Source organism: Tenacibaculum sp. TB-53 (genome assembly GCF_059716285.2).
In genome coordinates, this window is the sequence record NZ_CM202790.1 from 760,196 (window position 1) to 778,058 (window position 17,863).

Sequence of the window (17,863 nt, forward strand, 5' to 3'; positions counted from 1 at the left end):
ACTAAATAAAATGAATAGAGGCTAACTATTTTGTTTTTTGTAAGTTGCTTATTTCTATATTTATATCTTTAGCAGATAAGCTAGTATAACCATTTTGAATAATTCCGTTTTTATCAACTAAAATCATACGAGGAAATTTACTGGTGGTAAAATCACATACGGCACTTTCGCTAGGTATGGTGTATTGATATTTTACATCTACGTTTTTTGTAAATCTTTTAGAAGAGTCGCACAAATTAACAAGAACAAAATTAATATCAGGATTTTTTTTAACTAAATAATTGAAACGAGAAGAAACCCAATCATCTGATGCATACTCGTAGTTTTTTAATAAAACAACAGTGTTTTTATTTTTAGAAATGTTAGAAAACTCTTTTAACTCTCCGTCTGCTGCAATTAGTTTGAAAGGAGGTAATTTCTCTCCTTTATTTAGAACTTTTAAATCATTAATCAAACGCTGAACATTTTTTTTATGCTCGTTGTTGGTGTTTAACTTAAAAAAAGTAAAAAATGCTTCACTTTTAACTTCGCTACTAGGCTCTTCGTAAAAATTACGAATAACAGCATTGTACAACATTTTATTTTTAACAGTCTCGAGAGTTACATTTTCGTTAATGGCATGCAAAAGATTTTGTGTGAATTTATCAGTTTTCACTCCGTTACTTTTCTGATAAGCATCATTATTAATTTTTTCCATCACGAATCTGTAGTAAGGTCCATAAAACATCAAAGAGTCTTTATTAGGAGCCTTTTCGCGGTAACTGTAATAAGAACTACTAAAATTTTGAATGTTATTATTTAAATTTTTAATAGCATATTGTTCTAATCTAGTATATAAAGGGAAGTTTAAAGATATATCAAAAACATCTAAAAAACCAGAAACATCATTACTGTTAGTTTTATAGTTTTCAAGAATAATCTTTTTATCTGATTTCATTGAATCTATCTTAGCCAAAAATTCATTTTTAGGTAAAGAAAGATATGCGAAGGTATTTTTAAAATCTTGCTCATATTGTAAAAAGGACTCTAACAAGAGATTATTACGTTCAGCATTTATACCGCTAAAAACTAATGATTCATCAAAGTCCCATGTGTTCAGTCTAATTAACAAACTATCAGAAGGTTGCATGTATACATATTGAAGCTCATTACCATGATGAAAGATGTATAAACCTTCTTTAAATTTCTTATAGCTACCTAGGAACGTATTATTTTTGCTAAGAGGTATAGTGTCGTTAAAATCGTAATTGTCTGATAATACAACAAAATCACATTTAGGATTGATAATTTTACCTCCAAAATAGGTAGGCTTATCCTTATCAGACTTATTACATCCAATAAACACAATTAATATGAGAGGTATAAAATACTTAATCATAATTCAAATTATCCTAAATATTAAAGTTCAAAAATAGATAACTCTTTAATATTAGGCTGTTAATTCGTTGTTAAAAACGAATTAAAACGAGCCAAAAGTAAGATGTTAAAAACTTTAATGCAAATTCTTTTATAGTCTTTAGTTTTTATATTTTTGCACGGAATTTAAAAAAATATACATGTTATCAGTTTCTAATTTATCAGTTCAGTTTGGAAAACGTGTTTTGTTTGATGAAGTAAACACAAAGTTTACTCAAGGAAATTGCTACGGAATTATCGGAGCAAATGGAGCGGGAAAATCTACATTTTTAAAGATTTTATCAGGAAAACAAGAACCAACTTCAGGGCAAGTTCATTTAGAACCAGGAAAGAGAATGTCTGTATTAACACAAGATCATTATGCTTTTGATGAGTATACTGCCTTAGAAGCTGTGTTAATGGGAAACAAAGAACTGCACAAAATAAAATCAGAAATAGATGCATTATATGCTGATTATTCTGACGAAAATGCAGAAAAAATTGGTGAGTTACAAGTTCGTTTTGAAGAAATGGACGGTTGGAATGCCGATGCTTCTGCTGCAAGTTTACTGTCAAATTTGGGTATTAAAGAAGAAGATCATTACACATTATTATCAGAATTAGACTCTAAGAAAAAAGTACGTGTATTATTGGCACAAGCTTTATTTGGGAATCCTGATGTATTAATCATGGACGAGCCTACAAACGATTTGGATTTTGAAACTATTTCTTGGTTAGAAAATTTCTTAGCAAATTATGATAATACAGTAATTGTAGTATCTCATGACCGTCACTTTTTAGATGCTGTTTGTACGCATATTTCTGATATAGACTTTGGAAAAATTAATCATTATTCAGGAAATTATACTTTCTGGTACGAGTCTTCTCAATTAGCAGCTAAACAAAGAGCTCAACAAAATAAAAAGGCAGAAGATAAAAAGAAAGAATTAGAAGAGTTTATTCGTCGTTTTTCTGCAAACGTGGCTAAATCTAAACAAGCAACTTCACGTAAGAAAATGATTGAGAAACTAAATGTTGATGAAATTAAACCTTCTTCACGTCGTTATCCTGCAATTATTTTTGAAAGAGATAGAGAAGCGGGAGACCAGATTTTAAATATTGAAGGTTTATCAAAAAAGGATGCAGAAGGAGAGTTATTGTTTTCAAATGTTGATATTAATTTGAATAGAGGAGATAAAGTTGCCGTTATTTCTAAAAACTCTAAAGCAACTACAGCTTTTTATCAAGTAATTTCAGGTAATGAAGAAGCAGATTCAGGTAAATATAGTTGGGGTGTAACAACTACTCAATCGTATTTACCAGCAGATAATTCTGCTTATTTTCAAAATGGAGAGTTAAATTTAGTAGATTGGTTACGTCAATACGCACAAACTGAAGAGGAGAGAGAGGAAGTATTTTTAAGAGGTTTCTTAGGAAAAATGATTTTTTCAGGAGAAGAGGCTTTAAAGAAAAGTAATGTATTATCTGGAGGAGAGAAAGTACGTTGTATGCTATCTCGTATGATGATGACAAGAGCTAATATTTTAATGCTAGATGAACCAACAAATCACCTAGATTTAGAGTCTATTCAAGCGTTGAATAATTCATTAATAAACTTCAAGGGAACTGTATTGTTTACTACACATGACCATGAGTTTGCACAAACAGTAGCTAATAGAATAATAGAGATTACACCTAAAGGGATTATTGATAAGTATGCTACTTTCGATGAATATTTAGAGGACTCTAAAGTAAAAGAATTAAGAGAGAAAATGTATTCTTAAATTATTAATTAAAAAAACAGCCATAATATCATATAAAATTATGGCTGTTTTTTTATGCCACATTTCTGTAATATAATTCATCCATAATATCTTTTGAGCCTTTGCCACAAAAAAGCAAATTCTTTTTATTTTTTAAAGAAAACTGATAAGCTTCTACAATTGAGTTAACCCCTAGAGTATCAATATTAGTAACATTACTAATATCTATGCTAATGTCTTTATATTTTTTTATAAAAGAATAAATCATTACTTCAAAAAGCTGAACGTTGGTAAGAGTTAAGTCACCTGATATCTTTAAATAATTTTTAGAGCTTTTAATTTTAAATTCCATAATACATAGTTTTAAATTTATATTATAAAATTATAACTTGCTTTTAAAATAAATAGCTTATTTCGTTGGAATTCAGTTTTCTATAGTTGATTAGGTTGTTTTAATAGATAAATTAGTTATAAGTATTACTCTTGGTTATCATTAACTATTTCAAAGAAGCTAAAAACGTTACCACCATAACGTTTTTCATAGTTATAATAGGGATGTTGAGATAAATCTGTATGTTTTGAGTGTTCAATTATCAAAAGCCCATCATTATTTAACAAGTTGCGATCAAAAACTATGTCAGCTATTTTTAAAAATTGTTTTTCTTCAAAGTCATATGGAGGGTCAGCAAAAATTACATCTACTTTAAGGGGCGTTTTTTCTAAAAACTTATATACATCACTTTTATAGCTGTTAATAGACATGTTTAAATCCTTAGCTGTCTGATTAATGAATTTTATACAAGCATAATGAGCGTCAACAGCATTAATGGTTTCAGTACCTCGAGAAGCAAATTCGTAACTTATGTTTCCTGTTCCAGCAAATAAATCTAGTACAGAAATGTTTTCAAAATAATAGAAGTTATTTAAAATATTAAATAAAGACTCTTTTGCCATATCTGTTGTGGGTCTTACAGGCAGGTTTTTAGGAGCTGTAATTCTTTTACTTTTATATTTTCCAGAAATAATTCGCATTAGGCTATGAGTATAAAATTAGAGTGATTCGAAAAGTCTTTACTATCGGCAAAAAAACTATTAATTGGATTAATAAAGTGAATATTTCGAATGTATGAATAAGTAATAGAATATATATCTGATTCTTTCTCAATATCACCGATAAATGTCAATTGGAAAGAATTTGGATCCATTTGTAATTGTTCAGCAGTGAAAAGAATGTAATATATAAAATCTTCTTTTGTATTGTATAAAAATGAATTATAAAATAATAGTTTGCCTTCTTTACAAACAACGATATCTAAATAAGAAGAAGAAACATATACAAAGAATTGATCTTCAGAATCATTCTCAGAATAGTTTAGTAGTTTATCTATTAAAACCGTTGAATGATGTTTGTATTCAAATTCCCCAAAATTTTGAAAAAGGTAGTTGTTGATATTTACATAAGGTATATAAACTGTATTAGCAGCTATTACAGTATGTAAATCGTAGGTTATAAAATCTGTTTTTAATGTTTTTACGTTATAATTTAAATATGGAACTAAATTATTTCTGTCAAAGAGCTTGTTAGGAACCAACGTAGCTAAATTGTTTTGATGAATGGCAAAAACAGCTGTAAAGTCTTGTTGTAAATCTTTGTCAGTATCAAAAACACGGATGATTTTATCTAGTAATAGTTCTGGAGAAGCAATAGAGTCAGAAAATGTATACTTGGTAAAAAGAAGAGTTTCTTTTGTTTCTGAGTTTGATATACAAAAAGAAAATCCATCCAAACTAAATTGGATGGATAAACTTTTATACTGCGCATTAGCGCTAATTTTTTTACTCTTTTTTTGCAATTGCGTCACCTTTATCGTAATAAGGAGGCCAGTTACCACCTACAGTTACTTCAGTTAAAGAACCAACAGAAACAAACTCACCTTTAATTTGATCTGTCTCAATGGCTTCTAATTCTTGCTTTATTAAAGAAGGATTCATTCCTTTTAAGATAGGTTTCTTAGAAACCTTCGCCTCAAAAACTGGAACTTCTAAGCCAGCAACTTTTTCAACTCTACCTGTAGCTAATTCAAATTTTTCTTCTGTACCAGGAACATCAAACATAGTAGCATACTCTTTACCTTCAAAGTATTTTAAAACAGGCTCGTACCCTACAGTATCAATAACTTTAACAGATATATCTTTAGTAATACCACCACCTAACTCAACAGTTTTTTCAACGTTTTTAGTTTCTGTAATAGCTAATTTACCATTTTTAATAAAGGCAAGCAAAGTATCTTTATTGTTAGTATATGTTCCGTAAACTTCTTTATATTTTACTTCAGCGTCTCGAATCAACTTTAAATTCTTAATAACCTTAGCATAACGTACTCTCTTGTCTTTGTTAAAATTAATAGGTTCCATAACACCATTATAAATTTTATATACTAAAAAGACAGTTGCTCCTAATAATAATATAGAGACTAACCATCTCATTTTTAGAGGAACAAACTTAACAACAAGTAATGCTAAAAGAACTGCAACTACAACAGCTGCTAAAATCATTAATAATAAATTCATTTTTTTAATTTTTAATGTATGATATTCGCAAATCTACAATTTTTTTTCAATGATGAAAATAATTATTTAGAAATAGACTTATCTTTGAATATTATTTGATATATGATACAAACTGCTCCGAAATTTTATAAAGAAATACTACAAAAATTCCCGTATTCGCCTACAGAAAAACAAAATGAGTTACTAGATGTCTTAACAGATTTTATTTTTTCAGATGATAATCGCGCTTTATTTTTATTAAAAGGGTATGCAGGAACAGGTAAAACAACAATAATAAGTACCGTTGTACATAATTTATGGAAAATAGGACAAAAAGCAGTTTTACTAGCGCCAACAGGTCGTGCAGCGAAAGTAATTTCAGGATATTCTAACCGACAGGCATTTACGATTCATAAAAAAATCTACTTTCCTAAAAAGCAAAGTAGTGGAGCTGTAAATTTTGTAATGCAACCTAATAAGCATACTGATACTCTTTTCATTGTAGATGAAGCTTCTATGATTTCTGATGAAAAGCAGAACGCGAAATTATTTGAAAATGGTTCTTTATTGGATGATTTAATCTCATATGTATACTCAGGAAAAAATTGTAAAATTATTTTTATTGGAGATACGGCACAGTTACCACCTGTAAAGTTAACTATGAGTCCAGCTTTAGAAGCTGACAAACTTTCGTTTGAGTTTAATAAAGAAGTTACAGAAATTGAGTTAGACGAAGTGGTTAGACAAGAAGAAGGCTCAGGGATTTTGGCTAATGCAACCGATTTACGTTTGTTAATTCAGAATGATTCAATACATTTTCAATTTGATTTAAATTATCCCGACATTATTCGTCTACAAGATGGTTATGATATTCAAGATGCTATAACAATGGCTTATGATGGAGATATAGGAGTGGAAGATACTGCTATTATTGTACGTTCAAATAAGAGAGCTAATCAATACAATCAACAGATTAGAACTAAAATTCGTGGACAAGAAAATGAAATTTCTACAGGAGATTACGTGATGGTAGTGAAAAATAATTACTACTGGTTAAAAGACTCTTCTTCGGCAGGATTTATAGCAAATGGAGATATTTGTGAAGTTATGCGTATCAATTCAATTAAAGAATTATACGGCTTTAAGTTTGCAGAAGTTGAAGTTCGCATGATTGATTATCCTGATATGAAACTTTTTGAAACAGTGTTGTTGTTAGATACTCTTACAAGTGAAAGTCCGTCATTAACCTATGAAGAATCTAACCGATTATATGAAGCTGTAAAAGAAGATTTTGCACATGAAAAATCAAAGTACAAGCAATTTATGGGTGTTAAGAAAAATAAGTATTTCAATGCGCTTCAGGTAAAGTTCTCTTACGCAATGACCTGTCATAAATCTCAAGGAGGTCAATGGAAAACAGTTTTTATAGAACAACCATACTTGCCAGATGGAGCTTCGGTTGAATATTTACGTTGGTTATATACGGCTGTTACCCGTGCACAAGAAAAATTGTATTTAATAGGTTTTAAAGACGAGTATTTTTTAGATTAAAAAACTATATTCGCGTCAATTTAAAATTTAAAACTATGAAAATGTATTTTACAAAAACAAAAATTGCTTTCTTCTTATTAATTTCTGTTTTATTAACTGCTTGTTCCTCTTCGAATGATGAAGAAATAGATATAGATGATCCGAAGTTTTATGTAGAAATTATAGGTAAAAAAACACAGTTTGAAGAAATTACTTTTAGGGTAACTCAAGAATCTTCCGAAAAAGAGGTTTATATAAGTGGTGTTGAATGGGTGTTCGATGATGAGATTGTTGAAGGTTATGATAATTCAATAACAAAAACGTTTAAAGATTTTGGCACTAAAAATGTAAAGGGAACTTTTTATGTTAATGGCGAGAAAAAAATAGTTGTAAGTAAAAACTTTGAAATTATAGAAAAAGAACACTCAAAAGTATATATTACTTATGTTATTTTAAATGGAGTTGGTTATCGTATTTTGGATGATTTTTATTATGGTTATAATGACTCACTTCTTTCCTTAAGAGCAAGTTTTTCTATTTCTGAATTAGATGAGAATAATAATGAGAATTTTGTATATCTATCAAAAGAAGACGATACAAATAATAGCTCTCTTTCTAGGTTTAGAGAAGTGGTATGGGTTGATTGGGAAGATCAATCTCAAAACCTTGTAAATTTTATGTATGAGACAAAAGTATATCATGATGGAATTCCTAATAAATCGTTTTCTTTGACTTTTAGTGGTCAAAACACAAAAAGAAGTAAGCCGAAAAGAGAGTTAGTAAAGAAAAGTATTTCTTTAGCTGAATATCGTGATATAAAACCTAAAGAACTTTCTTTTACTGCCAATACTTATAACATAGGAGGGGAAGATGTAACATTTGTATTAGGTTTACATTGGGAGTAAAAAAAGAGGATATTTATAACGTTAAAAAAAGAAAAACCGAGAAGTCTACAGTATTCTCGGTTTTTCTTTTTTTAAATGTTAGCATTTTGTTAATGTACTTCATACTTTAGTTAAAAAAGTTACATTTGTGTAGTATTCAAACTATTAAAAATGCACAAAAAAGTACTTTTATTACTATCTTTTTTATTGATTTCACTAACAATAAGCGCACAAAAACCACAAAAACTTACTTCAAATCAGATTTACGAGAAAGTTCAAAAATTAAACTTTTTAGGCTCTGCATTATACATCGCTGCGCATCCAGATGATGAAAATACTCGTTTGATAGCATATTTATCTAATCATGAAAAAGCTAGAACAGGGTATTTATCACTAACCCGTGGAGATGGAGGACAAAATTTAATAGGTCCTGAAATGCGTGAACTTTTGGGAGTTATTCGTACTCAAGAGCTGTTAGCTGCAAGAAATGTAGATGGAGGAGAACAACGTTTTTCTAGAGCTAATGATTTTGGATATTCAAAACACCCTGATGAAACGTTAAAAATTTGGGATAAAGATAAAGTTTTAGCCGATGTAGTTTGGGCAATTCGTACTTTCAAACCCGATGTGATTATCAATCGTTTTAATCATAGAACACCAGGAACAACGCATGGCCACCATACTTCATCAGCGATGTTAAGTGTTGAAGCTTTTGATTTAGCTAATGATAAATCAAAATACCCTGAGCAACTAAAGTATACAGATACATGGAGGCCTAATAGGTTGTTTTTCAATACATCTTGGTGGTTTTACGGAAGTGAAGAAGCTTTTGAAAAAGCAGACAAAAGTAATATGTTAAGCTTTGATATAGGAACGTACTACCCTTTAAAAGGATTGTCTAATAATGAAGTAGCAGCAATAGCAAGCAGTCAACATTTATGCCAAGGGTTTGGAAGGTTAACCACTAGAGGAAGTCAAACAGAATATGTAGAGTTTTTAAAAGGAGAATTTCCTAAAGACAAAAAAGATATTTTTTCAGGAATAAATACAACATGGAATAGAGTAGAAGGCGGAGGAGAAATAGGAGATATTTTATATGATATTGAACAAAATTTTGATTTTGTAAATCCATCAAAACATCTACCAGACCTATTGGAAGCCTATAAGAAGGTAAGACAACTAAAAGATTCACATTGGAGAGCTATTAAAACTAAAGAATTGAATGAAATTATCAAAGCTTGTGCAGGTTTATATCTAGAAGCCTCGGCAGAAAGTTCTAGTTCAATTCCAAGCAGTACAATTAATGTAAATTTTGAAGCACTAAATAGAAGTTTCATTTCTATGGAGTTGTCATCAATTACTATCCTTCCTGAAGGGAAAAACATCAAAAAAGAATTGGATTTAGCACCCAATAGTAAACAAAACTTTAAAAGTAAAATCAATATCGCTAAAGATGTTTCTTACTCTTCGCCATATTGGTTAGCTACTCAGTGGGATTTGGGAATGTACAAAGTAAACGATCAAAAATTAATAGGTAATCCAGAGTCTTTAAGGCCAATTCAAATTCAATACAATATTATAATTGAAGACCAACCAATTGCATTTACAATTCCAGTGGTACATAGATACGCTAAAAGAGATAAAGGAGAAATTTATGAACCTTTTGAGGTGTTACCGAAAGTAACAACAAAGCTATTGAATAAGGTACTTGTTTTTTCTTCAGAAAAATCTCAAAAAGTAACTGTAGCAATTCGTTCTGGAGCGAAAAATACAAATGGAATAGTTACTCTAAAAGCACCAAAAGGGTGGAAAGTTACTCCAAACGAAGCAAAATTTTCTATAGACCAAAAGGGAGATATTCAGTTGATTGACTTTATGGTTACTCCAACACAAAATGAATCAGAAGGAGTTTTAAAAGCTATAGCAAAAGTTGAAGGTAAAAGTTATGATAAAGAATTGATAGAAATTAATTATAGTCATATTCCTAAACAGTCAGTATTATTACCATCACAAGCAAAAGTTGTACGTATGGATATAAAAAAGAACGGTACAAGAATAGGGTATATACAAGGTTCAGGAGATGCTATTCCAGAAAGTTTACAACAAATTGGCTACGAGGTAACAGAATTGAATGTAAATGAGATTAATGGAAATTTAGAGCAATTTGACGCAATTGTTGTTGGTATTAGGGCATATAACACTATAAAAGAATTGCAGTTTAAGCAAAAATACTTGTTAGAATATGTAAAAAATGGTGGAAATTTAATAGTGCAATACAACACGAATAGAGGAGTAGATGTACAAGCGCCGTATGAATTACAATTATCACGTGATAGAGTAACAGACGAATATTCTAAAGTAACCTTGTTAGCTAAAGAACATTCTATTTTAAATTACCCAAACAAAATTACTGAAGCTGATTTTGATGGTTGGGTACAAGAACGAGGCTTATATTTTCCTAACAAATGGAGTAAAGAATACACTTCGATATTATCTATGTATGATAAAGGGGAGTCAGTAAAAAAAGGAAGTTTGTTAGTTGCTAAATATGGTAAAGGAAACTATATCTATACAGGGTTAAGCTTCTTTAGAGAGCTTCCAGCAGGAGTTTCAGGAGCTTATAAGTTATTTGCAAACTTATTATCGGTAAAAGAAAATACCGTGGAGAAATAGAATATTGAAAAGAGTCATATAAATTATAGAAAAGCGAGGTTTAAACCCCGCTTTTCTATTTAAAAAGACTGATAAAAATAGATTTCTAAGTAAGTACAAACTAAATGGAAAGTAATTTTTTGTGATTGAGGTAACTTTAATTACTTTTGACGCTGAATATTAAAAAAATTATATGAAAAGACTACTACTTTTTACGCTAGTCCTTTTTGGCGTATATGTAAATGCTCAAGAAATTTCTCAAAGTGATAAAGATGCTTTAATAGCGCTTTATAATGCTACAGATGGAGCAAATTGGACAAACAAATGGGATTTGAATGACTCTCCACAGAATTGGTATGGAGTGGTTACCAGTGTTGTTTTTGGTGCTTCAGGAGCCGAAAGACATGTGGATGAGATAAATCTTTTAAATAATAATTTAAGTGGATCTATACCTGCTGATTTAGGTAACTTAAAAAGCTTAAATACACTAAATCTTTCAAATAATAACTTGACTAGTGCTATTCCTAGTGCTTTGGGGAATGCAAAAGATCTTAATTACTTATACCTTCAAAATAACCAATTAACAGGGAATATACCTGTAGAGCTTTTTACGCTTAATGAGAGACATTTTGTTGAAATCAATTTAAGCCATAATAAATTGACAGGTAAGTTACCAGTGGAGATTGGAGAATCAATTGCAAACGTAGGTGAAGTTTTTGTATCTAATAACCTATTAACAGATTTACCAGATTATACTAATGTTTCTTTATTCAGAATAAACACTTTAGATATCAGTAATAACAATATTAATTTTTCTGTGTTTGAAAGAGTTCCATCTTTTGACAATATAGCTAAAGTTTTAGAAGATAATGTTGCTACACTTACCTATAGTCCTCAAAATAGAGTTGGTGAAATAGAAACAATTGAATTAAATGTAGGAGAAAATATTAGTTTTTCAATTACAGGGTTAACAAGCGCTAATAATACCTATCAGTGGTATAAAAATGATGTTCCAATTGGAGGAGCTACTAATCCTACCTATCAAATTACAGGATCAACTTTAACTGATGCAGGTGTGTATTACTGTGAAGTAAAGAATGCCAATGTACCAAACCTTACTTTAAAGAGAAACATTATTAATTACAATACAATTGGAGCTATAAACGATAGAAATGCTCTTATATCGTTATATGATGCTACTGATGGCGCAAATTGGACAGACTCATGGAATCTTAATGAAGCTATGAATTCTTGGGAAGGAGTAACGGTAAATTCCTTAGGAAGAGTAACAAGTTTATCACTTAATTATAGAAAACTTAATGGAGAATTACCAAATGAATTAGGAAACCTAACAGAATTGATCAAATTACATCTTAATGAAGGTTCTTCTAGTAGTGTGAGAGGTAGTATTCCTGATAGTATTTGTAACCTTGTAAAAGTTGAAGATGTTATAATAGATATGCCAGGATTGACAGGAGCAGTACCGAGTTGTCTTTTTACTATAGCATCATTGAGAAGTGTATATTTAATAGGTAATAGTCCTTTATTAACTCTAGATTTTCCTGATGATTTATCAAACCTTACAAATCTTACAACTCTAAGTTTGAGTCGAATAGATCTTTCATCTAATGGAGGATTTCCAATGAGTATTTTAGATTTAACCAATTTAGAAAAATTATCTCTTTATATTACTAGATTAACTGGAAACATACCTGAACAGATAGGGCTACTTAGTAATTTAACAGAGCTTTCACTTAGACATAGTGGGGCGTTAACTGGAGTGATACCTTCTTCAATAGGTGATTTAACTAAGTTGAATAGTTTAACAATAGTATCAACAAATATTGAAGGTGAAATACCATCTTCTTTTTCAAAATTAACATCTCTTCGTGCTCTGGATCTTTCTAGAAATAAACTAACGGGTCATATCCCTTCTTATATTAATACTTTTAATACTTTAACAAGTTTAGATTTCAGTCATAATAACTTGTCAGGAACTATTCCTGATTTTACAACATTAACAAATTTACAGAACTTAGAGTTTGATAATAATAAATTTGTTTTCAAAGATTTTGAAAATGAATATACAAACTACAAAAATCAAATACCATATATTTTTTCTTACCAACCACAACTTAAAATAGATGAAGAGCAAAATATTACGGTAATAGAAGAAGAATCTATTACTTTAATTGCAGAAGCAACCAATAGTACTAATAATTCATATCAATGGCGTAAAGATGGTGTTGAAATTAATGGAGCAACGAATCGTTCTTATACAATAAATAATTTAGGTTTTAATGATAATGGAGTATATGATTGTGTTATAAAAAATAGTATTATTACCGACTTAATATTATTGAAAAATGAAATAACATTAAAAGTTAAATCTAAAGGTGTAATACATGATAAAAATGCCCTTATAGCATTTTATAATGCTACTGATGGGGCAAATTGGACAAATCCTTGGGATCTCAATGCAGATATAAGTACTTGGGAAGGAGTTACAGTAAATACAGTTGGTAGAGTTACAGAATTAGATATTAGGTATAGAAAGCTTAATGGGACTTTACCAGATGATCTTGGAAATCTAACAGAACTTAGAAAATTAACGCTTTTAGGGTTAGGTTCTACTAGTAATGGGCTCACAGGAAGCATTCCTTCTAGTTTATGTAATCTTACGAAGATTGAAGAGATAAATATAGATCAACTTAACTTAACTGGTGTTATACCAAGTTGTCTTTTTAATATAATATCATTAAAAAATGTTAAAATTGATGGTCATGGAAACATGCTTACATTGGATTTTCCTGATGATTTATCGGAGCTTATAAATCTTACATCTCTATATTTAAGTAATGTGGATCTTTCTTCTGAAGGTGATTTTCCAGAAAATATATTAGATTTAACCAATTTAGAAAGGTTAACTTTATTTAATAATGAATTAACAGGAAGTATACCTACGACAATAAGTAATTTGACTAAACTAAAAGAATTAAGTATTAGAGCTTATAAAATGTCAGGTAGTATACCAGATGAAATTGGAGCGCTTGTTAATCTAGAAAGCCTCTCATTTAATATACCTTTGACTGGATTAATGCCTGCTTCAATAGGGGATTTAATCAAACTAAAAAGTTTAAGAATATATGGGAATATAGAAGGAGAAATACCTGCTTCTTTTTCTAAATTAACAGCTCTTTATTCTCTAGATTTTTCTAGAAATAAGCTTACTGGTCAAATACCTCAATTTATTAATACTTTTAGTAATTTACAATTACTAGAATTAGGAGGAAACAAATTATCAGGAGTTATTCCAGATCTTACGAGTTTGACTAAATTACAAATTTTGGATATTCAAGATAATCAATTCGTTTTTGAAGATTTTGAAAATGAATTTAATACTTATAAAACATTATTTGGTTTCTTTTACCAACCTCAGTCGAATATTGATACGGAAGAAATAATTACAGTAATAGAAGAAGATGAAGTTAGATTAACTGTTGAAGCTACTAAAAGTACTAACAATACTTATCAATGGCGTAAAGATGGGGTAGATATTAATGGTGCTAAAAGCAGAGAGTATGTTATTGAGAGTTTAAAATTAACTGATAAGGGTGTTTATGATTGTGTTATTAGTAATAGTCTTATTACTGACTTAAAATTGACGAAAAACAGAATAATATTAAATGTGGATCCATCAGATTTAGATGGTGATGGAATAAAGGATGTAGATGATTTATGTCTAAATACCCCAGCAGGAGAGTCGGTAAACTCTAATGGATGTTCCGAAAGTCAGTTAGATGATGATAATGATGGAATAAATAATGACAAAGATTTATGCCCTAATACTCCAACAGGAGAACCGGTAAATGTAGACGGATGTTCGGAGAGTCAATTAGATGATGATAATGATGATGTATTCAATAATGTTGATCAATGTCCTAATACAAGTGAAGGAAGCATTGTTGATGTTAATGGTTGTGCTCAATACCAATTAATTGATATAGTGCCTAGTGATATTCAGGTCATGGTAAGCAGTACCACTTGTCCAGATAAAAGTAACGGTATTGTAAACCTTTCATTTAAAAAGAATTATATTTATAAAGTAATTTTGGTAGGACAAGGTGTAATAAATAAAACTTTTGAAAATGTAAACTATACTTCTGGATTAGAAATTACAGAGTTACCTGTAGGAAGTTATGAAATATGTGTTACCGCGTCAGAGTTACCTAGTTTCAGCCAATGTTATAATGTAATGGTTAGTGCTCCAGTAGCCTTAAAAGTTTCTCAAGCGAGTTTAAAAGGCACTTCACTTACTTATCAAGTATCAGGTAGTGAAAACTATAAAGTAACAATTAATAATAAAGAGTATTTGTATACTTTTAAAGATACTGGTGAACGAGAAATAACAGTTAATCTAAATAATGGAAATAATTCTGTAGAGATAACAACAAATAAACCATGTCAAGGTGTTTATAACAAGAGCGTTACAGTTAAAAGTATTACATTGTACCCTATTCCAGTTACAAATTACCTAAACATTTCTGGTGTTACAGGTAATTCTGCCATAGTAGCCGTAAGAAGCCTTGAGGGAGCTACTGTGTTATCAGCTAAGCTTAATGTTTATAATGGAGGAGCTAGATTACCAATGGATACTCTAGCTACAGGAATGTATCTTGTAACAGTTACTACTTCAACACAAACCGTTAACACAAAAATATTCAAAAAATGAGAAAACTAATATTTATACTATTTATACAATTAATTTTAATTTCTTGTGGAGGAGGGGGAAGTGAAGATCTAGTACCATCAGAACCAGAATTAGGGGCTTTTGAGTTAGTTTTTCCTGAAAATAATACGCTTTGTACAGAAGGAACTGAAGTATCTGATACCGAAGTTTCTATTCCTTTAAAATGGAGTAATTCTACAAATGCTATATCTTATGAAGTGGTACTTACTAACACTGAAAGTGGAAATAGAATTGAAAAGATGACTAACACTAATTCTATGAGTGTTATTTTGCCAAAAGCAACAAAATTTTCTTGGAATGTAACTGCTATTATACAAAATAAAGGAAAACAGAGTAATAGTGCTTGGAATTTTTATACAGAAGGAGTTTCTGTTTCTAATCATGCTCCATTTCCTGCGAGTATAACATTAGAAGATAATAAAGATGGTACGATTAATATCAGTTGGGAAGCATCTGATCTTGATAATGACATTTTAAAATACAAAGTATATTTAGGGGAGTCAAAAGATACAGTTGAATTGATAAAAGAAACAGAAAGTACTTTTATTGAAAAACAAAGTATTGATTATAACACGACTTATTTTTTAATGGTTGTGGTCTTAGATAAAAATGGAAACTCATCGTCTATTTATAAGGAATTCCAGTTTAACATTTAGATAAATTGAACTTATCTTTTATAAAAGCTAGAGTAGTTTAACTACTCTAGCTTTTTTACTTAAAAAGATTTATAGAAACCGTTGCTAATTCCGAGTTTGGAAATTTTCTAAACGTGTTTTTATCATAAGTCAACCCAATAGCTTCCATAGTATTCATGTATTCATCAAGCTCAATAATGTATTGATCAGAATAACCATGTGTAGCATCGTAGGCAGTAGCCGCTGTTTTTCCTAAGTTTTTAGCAACCAATTCAGGTTTTGATGTGTGTAATTCAATTAGCAATAAGCCAAATTTACTAATAAACGGTTTCCACTTGGTAAAATGCTGTTTTAAAGATTCTACTACCAAGTTGTTATTCAAACGTTTTCCTCTGTAAGCATAAGCTCCAGTTGAATTGGTAATAGTTGAATTATCATTAGGAGCAGGCTCTTGCCAAATTCTGTTGTGATCTAAAAAGGTACGAACGTTTAATAAATCAGAAAGGTTAATTCCGTATTTATCTTGTAAATCTTCTGATAACGCTTTCGGATTTCCAATATCTCCCCAAATCACTTTAGCCCAAATATCTGCTTGTACTAGGTTTTTTCGAGTGATTTTTAATGCAGCTTCGTTATAATCGACACCAATAAGTAATAGAGGATAATCCTCTAACATAGTACCTCTTTTAGTCTGATGTTCAATTACATTAAATAAATGTTTTAAAAATGCACCATTACCACAGCCAACATCTAAAATACCTTTAGGTTGTTCGTTGATAGGTTTATTAAATAGGTTAATAATAATCTCATCGATTACTTTAAAGTAGGTAGAATGCGCGCCACCACTTCCCCAAACATTCATTTCTCTATCTACATGAATTTCGTCATTTCCAATTTCTGAAGTTCTAAAAATATCAGGATTTCCGAAAATAAGTTTGTCTAGTTTTCTGAGTGTAGGAATGTACGATACGGTAACTCCATAAGCACTTGCTCTTCGAGCAAAAAACAAGCCTTCATCAGTAAACTCATAAGAGTCTTTAGTCTTGAAAAACCAACCTAGATTGGTTAATAAATCAAGTAGCCGACTAAAATTATCAGCGTCTTTATGAAACTCATCAGCACTGAATTTTGTTTGCATAAAGTATTTATGAAACATACCGCTCATACCTAATAAAACTGTTGTTGGACCAACAATAATACCTTCGATATGTGTAAGGATCTGAGCTAGAGCTTCTTTTTCTTCAGAAGTTGATGGAGTTTTAATTCCGAAGTTGTTTGTAAAGTTTTTATAAAGCTTTTCAAGCTTCTCATAAGGTTCAATTTCAAATTTTCGAGCGCTATAATTTTCTGAAAATTTCAACAATAAAAAAGCTTCTTTATATAAGTGAAAATAAGAAAAAGCTATAGCTGAAGCTTCATTGATTTCGAATTGAACAGTGTTATGTGTATTATCTACATGTTGTGTTAACCAGCCTTGAGAACACAATGTTCTTAAAGCCACATTTAAATAACCGTCATTAGCGTTAAATTCGGAAGTAATTTCATTTAAACTAACAGATTTCTTCTTTAATAAGTAGTTAGTAATTCCTTTTTCATGTAAAGTGTAAGCTGCTGGACAAGTAACAATTCCGTCTAAGTGACGAAACAACCTACTCCTTAACGCAGACTTTTCTTGTTTTGATAGCATAGTTTGATAGTTTTCAT

12 protein-coding genes are annotated in these 17,863 nt (G+C 30.1%); 6 read left to right on the forward strand and 6 right to left on the reverse strand.

Annotation, left to right across the window (positions count from 1 at the left end; all coding sequences use genetic code 11):
• Positions 1-25 precede the first annotated feature (25 nt).
• On the reverse strand, positions 26-1,378 hold the full coding sequence (locus AC3VJB_RS03425) for a thioredoxin family protein (RefSeq protein WP_167713929.1): 1,353 nt from the start codon (positions 1,376-1,378) through the stop codon (positions 26-28).
• Positions 1,379-1,556: 178 nt separating this feature from the next.
• On the opposite strand from AC3VJB_RS03425, the gene AC3VJB_RS03430 reads away from it, so the two are divergent.
• Positions 1,557-3,179 (forward strand): ABC-F family ATP-binding cassette domain-containing protein, encoded by a 1,623-nt coding sequence (locus tag AC3VJB_RS03430; protein WP_047789534.1) that lies wholly within the window; start codon positions 1,557-1,559, stop codon positions 3,177-3,179.
• A 52-nt stretch (positions 3,180-3,231) separates the two neighbouring features.
• Here the strand turns inward: AC3VJB_RS03430 and AC3VJB_RS03435 are convergent, their stop codons facing one another.
• The 4 genes from AC3VJB_RS03435 to AC3VJB_RS03450 form a co-directional block, all read right to left on the reverse strand.
• Positions 3,232-3,510 (reverse strand): STAS domain-containing protein, encoded by a 279-nt coding sequence (locus AC3VJB_RS03435; protein ID WP_047789535.1) that lies wholly within the window; start codon positions 3,508-3,510, stop codon positions 3,232-3,234.
• Positions 3,511-3,635: 125 nt separating this feature from the next.
• Entirely contained in the window at positions 3,636-4,190 is a 555-nt protein-coding gene (locus AC3VJB_RS03440; RefSeq protein ID WP_073182896.1) for an RsmD family RNA methyltransferase, read from the reverse strand.
• The gene (locus AC3VJB_RS03445; protein ID WP_239179516.1) at positions 4,190-5,020 is read right to left on the reverse strand and encodes a DUF3822 family protein; all 831 of its coding nucleotides are present in this window, start codon (positions 5,018-5,020) and stop codon (positions 4,190-4,192) included. The genes AC3VJB_RS03440 and AC3VJB_RS03445 overlap by 1 nt, the downstream gene beginning before the upstream one ends.
• A complete protein-coding gene (locus AC3VJB_RS03450; protein WP_047789538.1) occupies positions 4,995-5,729 on the reverse strand; it encodes a hypothetical protein in 735 nt (244 codons plus the stop codon). The genes AC3VJB_RS03445 and AC3VJB_RS03450 overlap by 26 nt, the downstream gene beginning before the upstream one ends.
• A 102-nt stretch (positions 5,730-5,831) precedes the next feature.
• On the opposite strand from AC3VJB_RS03450, the gene AC3VJB_RS03455 reads away from it, so the two are divergent.
• From AC3VJB_RS03455 to AC3VJB_RS03475, 5 genes are all read left to right on the forward strand, one after another.
• On the forward strand, positions 5,832-7,259 hold the full coding sequence (locus AC3VJB_RS03455; protein ID WP_437824497.1) for an ATP-dependent DNA helicase: 1,428 nt from the start codon (positions 5,832-5,834) through the stop codon (positions 7,257-7,259).
• A gap of 35 nt (positions 7,260-7,294) precedes the next feature.
• Positions 7,295-8,143: a hypothetical protein gene (locus AC3VJB_RS03460; protein ID WP_437824499.1), complete on the forward strand. Its 849-nt coding sequence runs from the start codon at positions 7,295-7,297 to the stop codon at positions 8,141-8,143.
• A 150-nt stretch (positions 8,144-8,293) separates the two neighbouring features.
• Positions 8,294-10,795 (forward strand): PIG-L family deacetylase, encoded by a 2,502-nt coding sequence (locus AC3VJB_RS03465; RefSeq protein ID WP_253680338.1) that lies wholly within the window; start codon positions 8,294-8,296, stop codon positions 10,793-10,795.
• A 172-nt stretch (positions 10,796-10,967) separates the two neighbouring features.
• Positions 10,968-15,506, forward strand: coding sequence for an immunoglobulin domain-containing protein (locus tag AC3VJB_RS03470; protein WP_497666757.1), 4,539 nt, complete (start codon positions 10,968-10,970; stop codon positions 15,504-15,506).
• The gene (locus tag AC3VJB_RS03475) at positions 15,503-16,180 is read left to right on the forward strand and encodes a fibronectin type III domain-containing protein (protein WP_437824502.1); all 678 of its coding nucleotides are present in this window, start codon (positions 15,503-15,505) and stop codon (positions 16,178-16,180) included. The genes AC3VJB_RS03470 and AC3VJB_RS03475 overlap by 4 nt, the downstream gene beginning before the upstream one ends.
• A 55-nt stretch (positions 16,181-16,235) precedes the next feature.
• On the opposite strand, the gene AC3VJB_RS03480 is transcribed toward AC3VJB_RS03475, so the two are convergent.
• On the reverse strand, positions 16,236-17,846 hold the full coding sequence (locus tag AC3VJB_RS03480; RefSeq protein WP_437824504.1) for a class I SAM-dependent methyltransferase: 1,611 nt from the start codon (positions 17,844-17,846) through the stop codon (positions 16,236-16,238).
• Between the last annotated feature and the right edge of the window lie 17 nt (positions 17,847-17,863).